Origin of the sequence: Streptomyces sp. NPDC008079, assembly GCF_042957385.1 — a bacterium.
Lineage (GTDB): Bacteria > Actinomycetota > Actinomycetes > Streptomycetales > Streptomycetaceae > Actinacidiphila.
Window position 1 is genome coordinate 37,430 of record NZ_JBIBIC010000004.1, and the last position, 14,263, is coordinate 51,692.

Here is a 14,263-nt window from a genome sequence, read left to right on the forward strand (position 1 = left end):
CAGCGACGCGACCGCCCCCGATATCCGTGGCACGCGACCGCCGCTTCGTCCGCTTCTGGGCCGGCCAGAGCGTCTCGCAGTTCGGCGACCGGATCAGCGAACTGGCCCTGCCGCTGATCGCGGTGAGCGCGCTGCACGCCTCCGCCAACCAGGTGGCGTGGCTGACCGCGCTGATCTGGACACCGAATCTGCTGGCGATCGTCCTGGGCGCGTGGGTCGACCACCAGGCCCGCAAGCGCGGCCTGATGGTGGCCGCGGATCTGATCCGCGCCGGGGTGCTGCTGTCGCTGCCCGTCGCGTACCTGGCGGGGGCGGTGACGCTCGGTCAGCTCTACGCGGTGGCGCTGCTGATCGGCGCCGCCGAGGTGCTGTTCAACACCTCCTATCCCCCGTTCTTCGCGCACCTCGTGCCGCGCTCGTCGTATGTGGACGCGAACAGCAAGCTCAGCGCGAGCCGGTCCGCGTCGTATGTCGCGGGTCCTGCCGTGGGCGGCGCGCTCGTGCAGGCGCTGACCGCGCCGGTGGCCGTCGTGGTCGACGCGCTGTCCTTCCTCGCCTCGGCCGTGCTGATCGGGCGGATCAGGATCGACGAGCCGCCGGTCGCCGCGGGCGCGCGGGACGCGCCGCTGCTGCGGCGGGCGAAGGAGGGGCTGGCGTTCGTCGTACGGCACCCGGTGCTGCGGGCCGGGCTCGGCACCTCGACCACCGTCAACTTCTTCACCTTCGTCTCCGGCAGCGGTCTGATGGTGCTCTTCGCCACCAGGAGCCTCGGTCTGTCGGCCGGCTTCATCGGCCTGGCCTTCGGCATCGGTTCCACGGGCGCGCTGCTCGGCGCGGTCCTGGCGCCGCGGATCTCGCGGTGGATCGGGATGGGGCGCAGCATCGGGATCGGCGCGGTGCTCTTCCCCGCGCCGATCGCGCTGGTGGCGGTCGCCGACGGGCCGCCGTGGGTCGGCGCCGTGGCGCTGACCGGCACCGAGTTCCTTTCCGGCCTCGGTGTCATGTTCTTCGACGTCAATCTCAATTCCCTTCAGGCGTCCGTGATCCCCGACGGGATGCGCAGCCGGGTCTCCGGCGCGTACGCCACGGTCAACTACGGCATCCGTCCGCTCGGCGCGGTCGTCGGCGGCGTGCTCGCGACCTTCCTCGGGCTGCGTACGACCCTGCTGGTCGCGGCGGTCGGCGGTGCGCTGTCCGTGCTGTGGCTGCTGCCGTCGCCGGTGCCCGGCATCCGTTCGATCGACCAGGACGAGCGCCCGGAGGACACCAGGAACGCCGAGGACACGGCAGGGACGGCAGACACGGCGGTCGGCGAGGAGGTGGCGGACACGGCAGCGGCCGACGGCGCGGTGGCCGCCGGCCGCCGGCGGGGCCGTCGAGACGAGCAGGATCAGGAGGTGGCGCCGTGACCGAGGGTCAGGGCGTGGCGCCGTACACCTGGACCTCGTAGAGCGAGTAGCCGTACGCCGTACCGCGCGCCGTGCCGTTGACGCGGACGTAGCGGCCGGTGCCGGCGAGGCCGGTCAGATCCTCGGTGCCGCCCTTGCCCGCGGTGGTCGAGTAGACCGTGGTCCAGGCGGCGCCGTCCGGGGAGGTCTGGACGGTGTAGCTCTTGGCGTAGGCGGCCTCCCAGCTCAGCTTCACCCGGCTGATGTGCGCGCTCGTGCCCAGGTCGACCCGGATCCACTGCGGGTCGGAGCCTTCCTTGCTGGCCCAGCGGGTGGAGGTGAGGTCGCCGTCGACCGCCTTGCTCGCGGGGAAGGCGGTGGATTCGGTGGAGGAGGCGGTGGCGGACCTGCCCTGCGAGAGCAGGGTGTCACCGCCGCCCGGTGGCGGTCCCGTGCCGCCGGAGGGGGTGAAGTTCCACTGGCTCGCGGCCCCGGAGCAGCTTCCGGCGGTGAGCGTCGAGCCGCTCGCCCGGAAGCACTTCTGCCCGGTCTGGATGTCGGAGACGGTGAGATTCGGGTTGACCGACCACTGCTGGTTCGGGCCGCCGTCGCAGGCCCTGAGTGTGATCGACGAGCCGGACAGGGTCGCGCAGAGATTGTTGCTGATCAGGAAGGCGCCGTGGAAGGTGAACGCCTGCGCTGCGGAGCCGGTGCAGGCCGCCGTGTCCAGCTTGGTGCCGCTGGCCGAGCTGTTCCCCGGATTGTCCAGGCACTGCCCGGTGGAGACGTTCTTGTACTGGCCGACGGTGGTGGTCGGCCGGGCTCCGCCGTAACAGGCGCCGGTCTTGGTGTTGAAGACGGGCGTGGCGTCGTACGGCTCGTTGGACGGCGGGTCCACGACGACGGATTCGAGCACCGGAGTGCTGTCGTCGTTGTAGTGGGTCAGCGCGTCCTCGCAGTCGATGGCGTCGAAGGCGTTGCCGCCCTGGCCGCCGAGCCAGAGGTCGAAGTGGTACAGATTCGGGCCGCCGTTGGGGCCGTGGCCGCTCCAGTCGGCGCCGCACTCCTCGCAGGAGTCCTCCATCACGAAGTACTTGCCGACCCTTGGCACCCAGATCCGCGTGCCCGCCGGTATCTCCTTGGTGGACGAGGCGAAGGTGATCGGGTCGGCGTAGGTCCCGGTGCCGCCGGCCGTGTCGTGCAGGCCGGGGTAGGAAATGTCGCCGCCGGGCGGGGTGTTGTCGTACCAGCCGTAGAAGGTGAGGAACGCCTGCCGGTCGGTGGAGGCCGCCGCCGCGGGGGACTTCGGGGCGGCCGAGGCGTACGGGGTCGCGCCGACGAGCGCGGCCATGACGGCCAGGACGAGGGCGCACAGGACGGCCGCGCCGCGCGGGGTACGGAGGCGGCTCATGCGGCCGGGCTCCAGTAGTCGCCCGCCATCACGATGTACACGAGCATCTTGATGGTCTCGCCGTAGTAGGCGTCCTCGAAGGGGTTGGAGGCGAGCTGCTTCCAGATCGCGTCGGTCCACGCCTGGTCGCCGGAGGCCATGGCGGCGGGACCGGCCGAGTCCCCGGCCTCCTCCGCCTCGGTGTCGCCCGAGACGTTGCCGTTGGCGCAGTTGAGCTTGATGTGCGGCTGGACCTTGGCCGGGTTGCCGCCGGACAGCGACTTCAGGCAGGCGGACTCCTTCTTCGCCGCGCCGTAGGCCACGGCGGCGATCGAGGAGCCGTTGACCAGGGCGTCGGTGCCCAAGTGCCAGGGCACGCGCAGGGAGTTGTAGCCGACGATGTTGTCCGGCTGGTCCTCCTGGTAGTCGGCGGGGGCGGGCTTGGGGCTGGTGGTGTTGGCGTTGACGACGAAGTCGGAGAGCAGTCCGGCGGACGAGGAGTAGCCCGCGGTGAACTCGCTGATCACGGCCTCGGTGCGGGTGACGACCTTGTTCCAGTCGTGCGCGGTGTCGTAGGCGGCGAAGGCGCGCAGGTGGTCGAGCATCATGTCGGACGGCCGGGTGTCCGTGGTGGGGCCGTCGTCCTCGCACTTGAGGTGGCCGTCGGGCGCGACGTCGTGGGCGTAGAAGGAGGCGAGCCACGCCTTGGCGTCCGCTGTGTAGCCGCCCCACTGCTTGTCGGCGAGGATCAGGCCGTAGCCGATGTCGAGGTCGCCGTCGGTGGCCGAGTCCGGGGTGCCGCTGTCGGTGTACTTGCAGGTCTTGCCGTCGAGTTGCCACTGCATGAGGCCGTCGGCGTCCTTGTGGTCCTTGACGAGCTGCCACAGGCCGTCGAACTCGGCCTTGGCGTCGCTGTCGTAACCGGCCATCAGGGGCACGATGTTCATGCCGTAGCCCTGGGCCTCGGAGACCGTGCCGTTGTGCGGGGCGTCGTCGTCGCCCTTGGTCGAGACGTAGTACTCGTTGGAGGCGCAGCCCTTGACCAGGTAGGCGCTCTTCCAGGAGTCGTACGCCTTCTTCACCGCCGCGTCGCGGGTGGTCTGCGTCGCGGAGGGCAGCACGCCCACCTTGTACGTGGTGTGCGCGGGGAACGGGTGCGCCGGGGCGGTGGCGGCGTCGGCCGTTCCGCCGCCCGCGGTCGCCAGCAGGCCGAAGGACGCGCAGGCGGCGACCGTACAGGCCGCCAGCCTCCTCGTCCTCATCTTCACGGGTCGTGGCATCTTCCAACTCCTCGTCGGTTGTGGGGTACGGCGCCGGGCACGGGAGCGCGCACCGGGCAGGAGAGGGTCGTCGCGATAGTTAGGAAAGGTTCCTAACCTGCTTGAGGAGTAAGAGTGTTGCTCCGGACGCGGCGCGTCAAGGGGTCGCGCGCGGACCTTGACCTGACCGGGATTCAGGTACGTGACGCCGTCGCGGACTTCGGCCCGGCCGACCGGCCCGGCACCGGCTCATGCGAGCAGGTCGGCGACCGCGGCGATCCCTTCCGTGACGGCGCGCTCGTTCACATTGCCGAATCCCAGGACGAGTTGGGCCGGGGACTGCGCGCCCGTCGAACGGAACGCGCTCATGCCGTAGAGGCCGACCGCGCGGCCACGGGCGGCGGCGATGACGGAGTGTTCGGTGACGCCGGGCCGCGCGGCGGCGTCGAGGTGCGCCACGGCGTGGAAACCGGCGGCCAGGCCGCTGAGCCGGATGGCGGGCGCGTGCGCGGCGAGCGCCGCCTTGAGTGCTTCGCACCGGGCCCCGTAGACCCCGCGCATCCGCCGCAGATGGCGGTCGAAGCGGCCCGATTCGATCAGCCGGGCCAGGGCCAGTTGGTCGAGGGTGGGTGAACCGCGGTCGCTGAGATGCTTGTCGGCCACGATCGCGTCGATGAGCGCGGGCGGGCAGAGCAGCCAGCCGATCCGCAGCGCGGGCACCAGCGATTTGCTGACGGTGCCGATGGCGACGACCCGGTCGGCGGCCAGGCCCTGGAGCGCGCCGACCGGCTCGCGGTCGTAGCGGAACTCGGCGTCGTAGTCGTCCTCGACGACCACGGCGTCCCTGCGCACCGCCCACTCGATCAGTGCCAGGCGCCGCTCGGGCGCCAGCACCACGCCGGTCGGCCACTGGTGGGCGGGGGTCACGACGACCGCGCGGGCGCCGGTCGCTTCCAGCGCGGTCACGTCGACGCCGTGCTCGTCGACGGGTACGGGGACGGCGGTCAGGCCCGCCGCCGCGGCCGCCGGCCCGATCACGGCGTGGGAGCCGGGGTCCTCGTACGCCACGGTGCGGACGCCGGACCGGGCGAGCGCGCGCAGGGTCAGGGCGAGGCCCTGGGCGTACCCGGAGCAGATCACGGTCCGCTCCGGGTCGGCCGCGGCGGCCCGTACCCGGCGCAGGTATCCGGCCACCACCTCGCGCAGCAGCGCGTGGCCGCGCGGGTCGCCGTAGTCGAGGGCCGAGGCGGGCATGGCGCGGACCGCCTCGCGCATCGCCCACAGCCAGTCGGCGACGGGGAACGCGGCCAGGTCGGGGACGCCCGCCTGGAAGTCGGCGAGCAGGCGCGGTGCGGGCGGCCTCCTCGGCTGCGGCGCGGGCGGCGCGCAGGCCCCGGCGGCGACGCGGGTCGCGGAGCCGACCCGCGTGACCAGATAGCCCTCGGACTGGAGCTGGGCGTAGCAGTCCTGGACGAGGCCGCGCGAGACGCCGAGGGCCGAGGCCAGTTCCCGGGAGGAGGGCAGTCGCTCGCCGACCTGGAGCCGGCCGGATCTGATCGTGTCCCGCACCCCGCGTTCGAGCTGCGACCGCAGCGGTTCCGTACTGTCCCGGTCGATCACAAGCAACAGTTCCGGCGACAAACCGGACCACTCCAGCGGCATGAAAATGGAGCTTACCCGGGTACCGGCCGCACCCCTAGCGTCAATGCCATGACGACCACGACGCGCGCCTCCGACGCCGCCGACCCCGCCGCGCAACCAGATGCCGACGACCCCTCGGAGCCCGCCACCTGCCGTGAGCCGACCCCGGCCCCGGAACCCGCCTCGGCCTCGGACCGAGATCCGCGCCTGGACGCGGGTCCTGCCCAGGGGCCCGGCTCGGGCCGGGATCCGGGCCTGACCTCGGCTCCCGCCGAGAGGCCCGGCTCGGGCGAGGAGACGGCTCTCTCCACGGGCCACGCACCGGAGCCCGGCTCCGGCAAAGAGGCGAATCCGGCTTCGGGCTCCGCCCAGGAGCCCGGCTCGCGCCAGGAGTCGGGGCCGGACTCGGGTCCCGCCCAGGGGGGCGGCTCGGGGCAGGCTCGGGACTGCTCGTCGGCCGCTCGCGGTCCGGCGGCGACCGGCTCGGGGGCAGGGGCCGGGGCGGGCGGCGTGCGGCCGACGCTGGTGACGCGGGAGTTGCTGTTGCGCTGCGCCACGATCGTCGGCGCGTCGGCGAGCTTCTTTCTGCTGTTGTCGGTGGTGCCGCTGTACGCGGAGCGGTCCGGCGCGAGTGGCGGGGCGGGGCTGGCGTCGGGGACGCTGATGCTGGCCACTGTCTGCGGCGAGCTGGCCACGCCTCGGCTCGTCGCCCGGTACGGGTACCGGCGGGCGCTGGCGGCCGGTCTCGTGCTGCTCGGCGCGCCCGCCCTGGTGCTGACCGCGTCGGACGGCATGGCGTGGATCGCGGCGGTCTGCTTCGTCCGGGGCGTGGGCTTCGCCCTGACCATCGTCGCGGGCGGCGCGCTGACCGCGACGCTCATCCCCGCCGAGCGGCGGGGCGAGGGCCTCGCGCTCGCGGGCGCCATGGAGGGGGTGCCCTCGTTCATCGCGCTGCCGCTCGGAGTGTGGTTCGCCGCGCACGTCGGATACACCGCCGTCTGCGTGGCCGGTGGGCTGCTGGCGCTCGCCGCCGTCGCGGTCGTTCCCGCCCTGCCGGGACACGCGCCGGCCGGGGACGGGCACAAGGCGTCGGTGGGTGTGCTGGCCGGATTCCGTACCGGCGCGCTGGCCAGGCCCACCGCGGTCTTCGCGACCACCGCGCTCGGCGTGGGGATCATCGTGACCTTCCTGCCGCTCGCCGTGCCCTCCGGCGCGACCGGCCTGGTCGCCGCGGCCCTCTTCGTACAACCCGCCGCGTCCACCGCGGCCAACTGGTTCGCCGGACGCAGCGGCGACCGGCACGGCTCGCAGCGCCTCGTGCTGCCCGCCCTGCTGCTGTCGGCTTCCGGGCTGCTGCTCACCGCTCTCACCGGCAGCGCGGTCGCGGTCCTCACCGGGGTCGCCCTCTTCGGCGTCGGCTTCGGCATGGCCCAGAACGCGACGCTGGCCCTGATGTACGCGCGCGTCCCGGAGTCCGGCTACGGCACGGTCAGCGCGCTGTGGAACTCCGCGTACGACGCCGGGATGGGTTTCGGCGCCCTCGGATACGGCGCGCTGGCCGCCGCCACGGGCTATCCGCTCGCCTTCACGCTCACCGCGGGCCTGATGCTCGTCGCGCTCGTACCGGCCCTGGGCGACCGGCGCCGCCCGTCCGTCGCCGCGCGGTGAGCCTACGGAGTCGCGGTGCCGACCCCGCCCAGGCGGTCAGCCCTCGCCGCGGGCCGCGGCCTGGCGGCGGCGCTTGCCGAGGGCGGCCTGCGACAGGTCCTCGGCGTTCGAGGTGAGGTTCTTCCAGCCGTAGCCGCGCTCGGTCAGCCAGCCGCGGGCGGCGGCCTCGGCGCGCTCCGTGGCCTCCAGGATGTCCTCCTCCGCCTCGCCCGAGTCAAGGTAGCGGAAGGTGAAGAAGGGGCGGGCCGCGAGGTCGTAGGTCAGGGTGCCCTCGGCGGTGAAGGCGGCGTGCAGGATGTCGTGCTCCGCCGCCCGCGCGAGCAGTGCGGTCCGCTGGTCCGCGGTGAGCGCGTCGAAGGCGCCGCGGACGGTGATCCGGAAGGTGCGTGTACTCATCCCCGGATCGTAGGCAGCCGGTCGGCGATCGGCGTACCGGTTTTCCCGGCGAACCGTGGCGGCCATGGTGATCGCGACGACCGCAGCGACCGCGGCGGCCGGGCGGACCGGGCGCCCGGCCGTCCGGTGCCGCCTCTCCCCCGCGGCCGGCCGCTCGTCCCGCCTTGTGCTTGACAGGCACTCCCGATGCTGATTTTTTAGCTGTCATACGCCCGAACCGAATGGTCGGTCGGTGCATCCACAAGGTGGTGGGCAGCGGTGACTCAGGGCAGCGACGCCAGGCTCGACACGGGACCGGCACCGGGTCCGCCCCCGGACGCGGTGCGAGCGGCCGCGCGAGGGACCACGGACGGGGCCGAAAACGGGGCCGGGATCGCGGCGGCGCAGGCGATGTTCTCGGCCGACCGGGCGTCGAACGGGCTCGGTGTCGAGCTGCTGCACCTCGGTGAGGGCGTCGCCGTCGTGCGGATGGTCGTCACCGCCGCGATGGTCAACGGGCACGGCACCGCCCACGGCGGCTATCTCTTCCTGCTGGCCGACACCGCCTTCGCCTGTGCCTGCAACACCGACGGGGCGGCGACCGTCGCCGCGGCGGCGGACATCGACTTCGTCGCCCCGGCCCATGAGGGCGACGCGCTGCTGGCCACCGCCCGCGAGCGGGCGCGGTTCGGCCGCAGCGGGATCTACGACGTACAGGTGCGGCGCGGCGACGAGCTGATCGCCGAATTCCGCGGCCGGAGCCGTACGCTGCGCGGCGCCGACGCGAAGGAGACCTCGTGAGCCACCTGGGCGGGACGACCCCGCGGGAGACCCCGGACGCGGCGGAGCGGATGACCCGCGCGGAGCTAACGGACCTTCAGCTCACACGGCTCCAGGCGACGTTGCGCCACGCGTATGCCCATGTGGAGCTGTACCGGCGGAAGTTCGACGAGGCGGGTGTCGTACCCGCCGACTGCCGGACGCTGGAGGATCTGGCGCGCTTCCCCTTCACCACCAAGGCCGATCTGCGCGACACGTACCCCTTCGGGATGTTCGCCGTGCCGATGTCCGAGGTGCGCCGGGTGCACGCGTCGAGCGGCACCACCGGTCGTCCCACGGTGGTGGGTTACACCGAGGGCGATCTGTCGATGTGGGCCGACGTGGTGGCCCGTTCGATCCGCGCGGCGGGCGGCCGTCCCGGCGACAAGGTCCATGTCGCCTACGGATACGGCCTGTTCACCGGGGGCCTGGGCGCGCACTACGGCGCGGAGCGTGCGGGCTGTACGGTCATCCCCGCATCCGGCGGCATGACGGCCCGTCAGGTGCAGATCATCCAGGACTTCGAGCCCGAGATCATCATGGTCACCCCGTCGTACATGCTCACGCTGCTCGACGAGTTCGAGCGGCAGGGCGTCGACCCGCGCGGCACCTCGCTGCGGGTGGGGATCTTCGGCGCGGAGCCGTGGACGGAGCAGATGCGCCGCGAGATCGAGGAGCGCTTCGCCATCGACGCCGTCGACATCTACGGCCTGTCGGAGGTGATCGGCCCCGGCGTGGCGCAGGAGTGCGTGGAGACCAAGGACGGTCTGCACATCTGGGAGGACCACTTCTATCCGGAGGTGGTCGACCCGCTGACCGACGACGTCATGCCGCAGGGCGAGAGCGGTGAGCTGGTCTTCACCTCGCTCACCAAGGAGGCGCTGCCGGTGATCCGGTACCGCACCCGCGACCTGACGCGGCTGCTGCCCGGTACCGCGCGGCCCGCCTTCCGCCGGATGGAGAAGGTCACCGGCCGCAGCGACGACATGATCATCCTGCGCGGGGTGAATGTCTTCCCGAGCCAGATCGAGGAGATCGTGCTGCGGACGCCCGGTGTCGCGCCGCACTTCAGGATCGAGCTGACCCGGCGCGGCCGGATGGACCACATGACCGTCTACGCCGAGGCCAGGGCCGAGGCCGGTACGGAGCTGCGGGACGCGGGCGCGGCGGCCATCGCGCAGGGCGTCAAGGACGGTGTGGGCGTGAGCGTCGAAGTGCGGGTCGTGGACCCGGAGACGCTGGAGCGCTCGGTCGGCAAGATCCAGCGGGTCAAGGACCTGCGGGCGAAAGAATGAGGGCGAAGGGCTGAGCGCGAAGGGCCGCGGACGAACGGTTGAGGACGAACGGTTGAGGGTGCAAGCCCCAGCCCCGGCCCGCACCTCACCCGCAAAAGCGGCGGGCGGACCTCCGTACAGGAGGTCCGCCCGTCTGTGCCGTGCGCACACGCCGTGCGGCCGCCCCGGCGGAGCGGCCGTACGCGTCCTACTCGATGTCGATCGGGCCGTCGGACGACGTGCCCTTGCCGCCCTTCCCCTTGCCGTTGCGGCCGTCGCCCGGGTGCGTCAGACCGCGCAGCGCGGGCAGGTGGTCCGAGCTGTCCGAGTCCGAACCGGAGCCGCCCTCGCCGCCGTTGAGGTTGTTGCGGACCGAGTCGAGGATCGTCAGCCCCTGGCTGACCAGGCCCGCCGCGATCTCGCTGAGCCCGTCGGCGCCGTTGAGCACGTTGACATTGGCACCGGCCAGACCGCCGGCCGCCTCCTTCACGATCAGCGGGAGCTGGTCGATCAGCATGCGGTCGAGCGCCACCCGGTCGTGCGAGGCCGCCGCGGCGGCCTGGATGCGCATCCGCTCGGCGTCGGCGACGGCGAGCACCCTGATCCGCTCGGCCTCCGCCTCAGCGGGTTTGACGATCTCCGCCACGAGCTGCTGCTGGCGCAACTCGGCCGCGCGCAGCGCCAGTTCGGTCTGCGCGGCGAGCACTTCCTGCTGCGCGTGCGCCTGGGCGAGCGGGCCCGCCTGCGCGGCCTCGGCCTGCGCGCGGTCGACCTGCGCGGAGTACTCGGCCTGAACGACGGCGGTCTGCCGGGCGTACTCCGCCTGGTTCCGGGCGGCGATCTGCTGCGCCTCCACCGACGCCTGCGTGGCCTGGGCCTGCGCGATCTGCGCCTGCCGCTGGATGGCGGCCTTGTGCGGCGCCGACATGGCGTCGATGTAGCCGGTCTCGCCGTCGTCGATGGACTGGATCTGCAACGAGTCGACGCTCAGGCCGATCTTCGCCATCTCCGTCTTGGAGGTCTCCAGCACCTCGGAGGCCAGCTTCTGCCGCTCGGTGACGATCTCCTCGACCGTCATCGAGCCGATGATCGACCGCAGGTGACCGGCGAAGATCCGGCCGGTCAGAATCGACATCTGGTCCTGGTCGGACAGGAAACGCTGTCCGGCGTTGACAATGCTCTCGTGGTCGTTGCCGACCTTGAACGCGATGACGGCCTTCACCGTCAGCGCGATGCCCTGCCGGGTCACACAGGTCTCGGCGACTTCCGCCTCGCACATCGCGAGCGTGATGAACCGGGTCTTGCGGAAGACCGGCAGAACGAACTTTCCGTGGCCGGTGACCACACGGAACGGCGCACCCCCCAGTCCACGCCGACCGCCCGAGATCAACATCGCCTCGTCCGGCGCGGGAACGCGGTAACCGAACATCCTTTGTCTCCTTCATGTGCGCCGGCTCAGTCGGCCAGCGCGTCCAACGGGTCGGCCCACTCGATGACGTCCACCTGGCGTGTGCCACGCGAGTCCACCACCAGCACGGTCGCCCCCTTAGGCAGGGGTTCCTCGGACCAGGCGAGGAAGGTCTCGCTGCCTCCTCTGACCCGCACGTAGACCTCACCGGGTCCGGCGAGGCCGCGCGTGCCGATGAGCAGCTCCCCCGTACAACCGATCACGGCTTCGTCCTGCGCCATTCCCGGCCGCCCCTCACTTCTCGTGTCCGTTCCGGTCCTGGAATCTCCGTCTCATTCATCCTCCCACCAGCGGCCTCCTCCGGTCCGTCACCGGTCCGTACCAAATACGGAACGCCGCACCGTACCGCTCATCCGTGGATGGCGATTGGACGCGCCACCGGGGTCCCGCTCGTGCCAGGGTGTGGGAAGACCGTTCCTCTGCTGGGAGGCTGGATGTTCCGGGGCTTCACCGCGCCCTTGTCAGGCAGGACCGAGCGCGACCGTACGACGGCCGCCTCCGCGTTGGCGTACATCCGTACCGAGACGGGCAGCGCGGCCGTGCTGCTCGCGGCCACCCTGGTGGCGCTGGTCTGGGCGAATGTCGCGCCCGGCGGCTACGAGTCGGCGTGGGCGACGCACCTGTCCTTCCGCTTCGGGGACCACGGGCTCGACCTGGACCTGCGGGAATGGGTGAACAGCGGGCTGATGACGCTGTTCTTCCTGGTCGTCGGCCTGGAGGCGCGGCGCGAGTTCGACATGGGCGAGCTGCGCGACCGGCGCCGTATCCCGCTGCCCATGCTGGCCGGGATCAGCGGCATGGCCGTACCGATCGCGATCTACCTCATGGTGAACGCGGGCCGGTCCTCGGTGCACGGCTGGGGCACCGCGATGTCCACCGACACGGCTTTCGCGCTGGGCATGCTGGCACTGCTCGGCTCGCGGTTCCCCGAACGGCTGCACACCTTCATCCTGACCGTCGCCGTCGTGGACGACTTCCTGGCGCTCGGCGTGATCGCGGTGGCGTACAGCGACCACATCTCGTGGACGCCGCTGATCGTCGGGATCGGCGTCCTGCTGGTGGTGTACGCGGTCCGCAGCGCCGGTGTGCGGCGCGGCGCGGTCTACGGGGTGCTGGGAGTGATCGCCTGGGTGGCGTTCCTGCATTCCGGGGTGGACCCGCTGGTCGTCGGTCTGATCATGGGCCTGCTCTCCTTCGCCTACCCGGCGTCGCGGGACGCGCTGGAGCGGGCGACGGGCCTGTTCCGGTCCTTCCGCGAGCAGCCGACCGCGGAGCTGGAGCGCGAGGCGCGGCTGGGCCTGGCCTCCGCGGTCTCCCCCAACGACCGGCTCCAGCGGTTGTGGCACCCGTGGAGCAGCTATGTGATCGTGCCGCTGTTCGCGCTGGCCAACGCGGGGATCGAGATCAACGGCTCGCTGCTGGCCGACGCCTTCACCTCGCCGATCACGCTCGGCATCCTGCTGGCGTACGGGCTCGGCAAGCCGATCGGCATCGTGGGCGCGTCCGCGCTGGCCACCAGGCTGAGCCGGGGCCGGATGCGGCCGTCGGTCGGCTGGGCGGCGGTGCTGGGCGGCGGTTCCATCGCGGGTATCGGCTTCACGGTGTCGCTGCTGATCGCGACGCTGGCCTTCGACGGGGACCAGCTCGCGCAGGCGAAGATCGGCGTGCTCAGCGCGGTCGTCTTCGCCATGCTCAGCACGACGGTGGTCGCGCTGGTCGCCGGGCGGCTGCCGGAGACGCGCAGGGCGCGTGCCCTGCTGGGCACCGCGGAGTCCGTCGTGGACCTCGTCGAGCCCGTCGACCCGGCCCGCGACCATGTCCGCGGGCCGGTGGACGCGCCGGTGACGATCGTGGAGTACGGCGACTTCGAGTGCCCCTTCTGCGGCCAGGCGGAGACCGTCGTACGCGAGCTGCTCGCCGACTTCGGCGACAGCGTCCGCTACGTGTGGCGGCACCTGCCGCTCAACGACGTGCACCCGCACGCCCAGCTCGCCGCGGAGGCGTCGGAGGCCGCCGCCGAGCAGGGCCGCTTCTGGGAGATGCGGGACCTGCTCTTCGAGCGGCAGGACGCGCTCAAGGTGCGCGATCTGCTGGACCACGCGCGGGAGATCGGACTCGACGTGGCGCTGTTCAAGGAGTCGCTGCACAAGCGGCACGGCGCGCGGCGGATCGCGAAGGACGTGGAGTCCGCCGACCTGAGCGGGGTGTCGGGCACCCCGACCTTCTTCATCAACGGCCGCCGCCACCATGGCGCGTACGACATCGACAGCCTGTCCGCGGCGGTGATCTCGGCGCGCGAGCGGGCGCTGGTGGAGCAGGGCGGGGCGGAGGCGTAGGGAACCCGCGGACGGGGCCTACGCCGCCGCCTCCGCGGGGGCTCGCGCGCTCCGGGGTCTCAGGGGTGGAGGGAGCGGACCGCGCGGGGGACGCCGGGGGCCTGGTGGCCGCCGCTGGCGATCATCCGCACCTCGCCGTCCGCGCTGATCTCGGCGCGGACGATCCCGGTCTCGTCCTCGTAGACCGGGTAGCCGCCCGCGCCGGATTTCTCGGTCCTGCGTACGACGACGACGTCGTCCTCCACCGCGGGGGCCTGGAACACCAGCTCGTAGATCTCCGGGTAATCCATATGGGACCTCCTGACCCGCCCATCATCTCCCGCGACGCCCCGGCCCGCCTCTGGGGACCCGGCGGGTACACCGTCGGTCACGGAGGTGGCGCGGAAGCGGACGGACACGGTCCCGGAGGGGCTCGGGAGGACGGGTCGAAAGGCGGACAGAGAGGTGAACGCGGACAGAAAGATGAACAACGTGTCACACCGGCCGGTCGAGGGCGCCGGTCCGCTGACACACCGGCCGCCGCTGTGGTTCCCTGGCGTCATGACCCCGCTGCTCGTGATGCGCCGCCACGTGGACTACGGGCGTGTCACGAACATGGCCTGTCCCGCCGTGCGCTGACGTCGCGCTCTCGACGTCCTGCCGCCC

The 14,263-nt window shown here is 72.2% G+C and carries 13 protein-coding genes; 6 read left to right on the plus strand and 7 right to left on the minus strand.

The window, feature by feature from the left end:
- Positions 1-26: 26 nt before the first annotated feature.
- Positions 27-1,409, plus strand: coding sequence for an MFS transporter (locus ACFZAM_RS11575; RefSeq protein WP_391044906.1), 1,383 nt, complete (start codon positions 27-29; stop codon positions 1,407-1,409).
- A gap of 7 nt (positions 1,410-1,416) precedes the next feature.
- Here ACFZAM_RS11575 and ACFZAM_RS11580 read toward each other — a convergent pair whose 3' ends face one another.
- The 3 genes from ACFZAM_RS11580 to ACFZAM_RS11590 form a co-directional block, all read right to left on the minus strand.
- Positions 1,417-2,799: a discoidin domain-containing protein gene (locus tag ACFZAM_RS11580; RefSeq protein WP_391044908.1), complete on the minus strand. Its 1,383-nt coding sequence runs from the start codon at positions 2,797-2,799 to the stop codon at positions 1,417-1,419.
- Positions 2,796-4,058: a glycosyl hydrolase family 8 gene (locus tag ACFZAM_RS11585; protein WP_391044911.1), complete on the minus strand. Its 1,263-nt coding sequence runs from the start codon at positions 4,056-4,058 to the stop codon at positions 2,796-2,798. Before ACFZAM_RS11585 ends, ACFZAM_RS11580 begins: the two co-directional genes overlap by 4 nt.
- A 228-nt stretch (positions 4,059-4,286) precedes the next feature.
- Positions 4,287-5,699: an aminotransferase class I/II-fold pyridoxal phosphate-dependent enzyme gene (locus tag ACFZAM_RS11590; protein WP_391044912.1), complete on the minus strand. Its 1,413-nt coding sequence runs from the start codon at positions 5,697-5,699 to the stop codon at positions 4,287-4,289.
- 48 nt (positions 5,700-5,747) lie between these two features.
- Here ACFZAM_RS11590 and ACFZAM_RS11595 point away from each other — a divergent pair, with 48 nt between their 5' ends.
- Positions 5,748-7,346 (plus strand): MFS transporter, encoded by a 1,599-nt coding sequence (locus ACFZAM_RS11595; RefSeq protein WP_391044914.1) that lies wholly within the window; start codon positions 5,748-5,750, stop codon positions 7,344-7,346.
- A gap of 36 nt (positions 7,347-7,382) precedes the next feature.
- Here the strand turns inward: ACFZAM_RS11595 and ACFZAM_RS11600 are convergent, their stop codons facing one another.
- On the minus strand, positions 7,383-7,742 hold the full coding sequence (locus ACFZAM_RS11600; RefSeq protein WP_355340856.1) for a DUF6204 family protein: 360 nt from the start codon (positions 7,740-7,742) through the stop codon (positions 7,383-7,385).
- A 390-nt stretch (positions 7,743-8,132) separates the two neighbouring features.
- On the opposite strand from ACFZAM_RS11600, the gene paaI reads away from it, so the two are divergent.
- Positions 8,133-8,522, plus strand: coding sequence for a hydroxyphenylacetyl-CoA thioesterase PaaI (gene paaI / locus ACFZAM_RS11605; protein WP_355341320.1), 390 nt, complete (start codon positions 8,133-8,135; stop codon positions 8,520-8,522).
- A gap of 50 nt (positions 8,523-8,572) precedes the next feature.
- The gene (gene paaK, locus ACFZAM_RS11610; RefSeq protein ID WP_355341323.1) at positions 8,573-9,835 is read left to right on the plus strand and encodes a phenylacetate--CoA ligase PaaK; all 1,263 of its coding nucleotides are present in this window, start codon (positions 8,573-8,575) and stop codon (positions 9,833-9,835) included.
- Positions 9,836-10,022: 187 nt separating this feature from the next.
- Here paaK and ACFZAM_RS11615 read toward each other — a convergent pair whose 3' ends face one another.
- Together ACFZAM_RS11615 and ACFZAM_RS11620 are read right to left on the minus strand one after the other, a co-directional pair.
- Positions 10,023-11,243, minus strand: a complete 1,221-nt coding sequence (locus ACFZAM_RS11615) for an SPFH domain-containing protein (RefSeq protein ID WP_355340860.1) — start codon at positions 11,241-11,243, stop codon at positions 10,023-10,025.
- Positions 11,244-11,269: 26 nt separating this feature from the next.
- Positions 11,270-11,503, minus strand: a complete 234-nt coding sequence (locus tag ACFZAM_RS11620; RefSeq protein ID WP_188285579.1) for a hypothetical protein — start codon at positions 11,501-11,503, stop codon at positions 11,270-11,272.
- Positions 11,504-11,716: 213 nt separating this feature from the next.
- Here ACFZAM_RS11620 and nhaA point away from each other — a divergent pair, with 213 nt between their 5' ends.
- Complete coding sequence (gene nhaA / locus ACFZAM_RS11625) at positions 11,717-13,618, plus strand: Na+/H+ antiporter NhaA (RefSeq protein ID WP_355340864.1); 1,902 nt, start codon at positions 11,717-11,719, stop codon at positions 13,616-13,618.
- A gap of 59 nt (positions 13,619-13,677) precedes the next feature.
- Here nhaA and ACFZAM_RS11630 read toward each other — a convergent pair whose 3' ends face one another.
- Positions 13,678-13,908 carry a DUF6296 family protein gene (locus ACFZAM_RS11630; RefSeq protein ID WP_355340867.1) on the minus strand — a complete coding sequence of 77 codons (231 nt, stop codon included), beginning with the start codon at positions 13,906-13,908 and terminating at the stop codon, positions 13,678-13,680.
- A 172-nt stretch (positions 13,909-14,080) separates the two neighbouring features.
- Between ACFZAM_RS11630 and ACFZAM_RS11635 the strand changes: the two genes are divergently transcribed.
- On the plus strand, positions 14,081-14,236 hold the full coding sequence (locus tag ACFZAM_RS11635; RefSeq protein ID WP_355340870.1) for a hypothetical protein: 156 nt from the start codon (positions 14,081-14,083) through the stop codon (positions 14,234-14,236).
- The last annotated feature ends 27 nt before the right edge of the window (positions 14,237-14,263 follow it).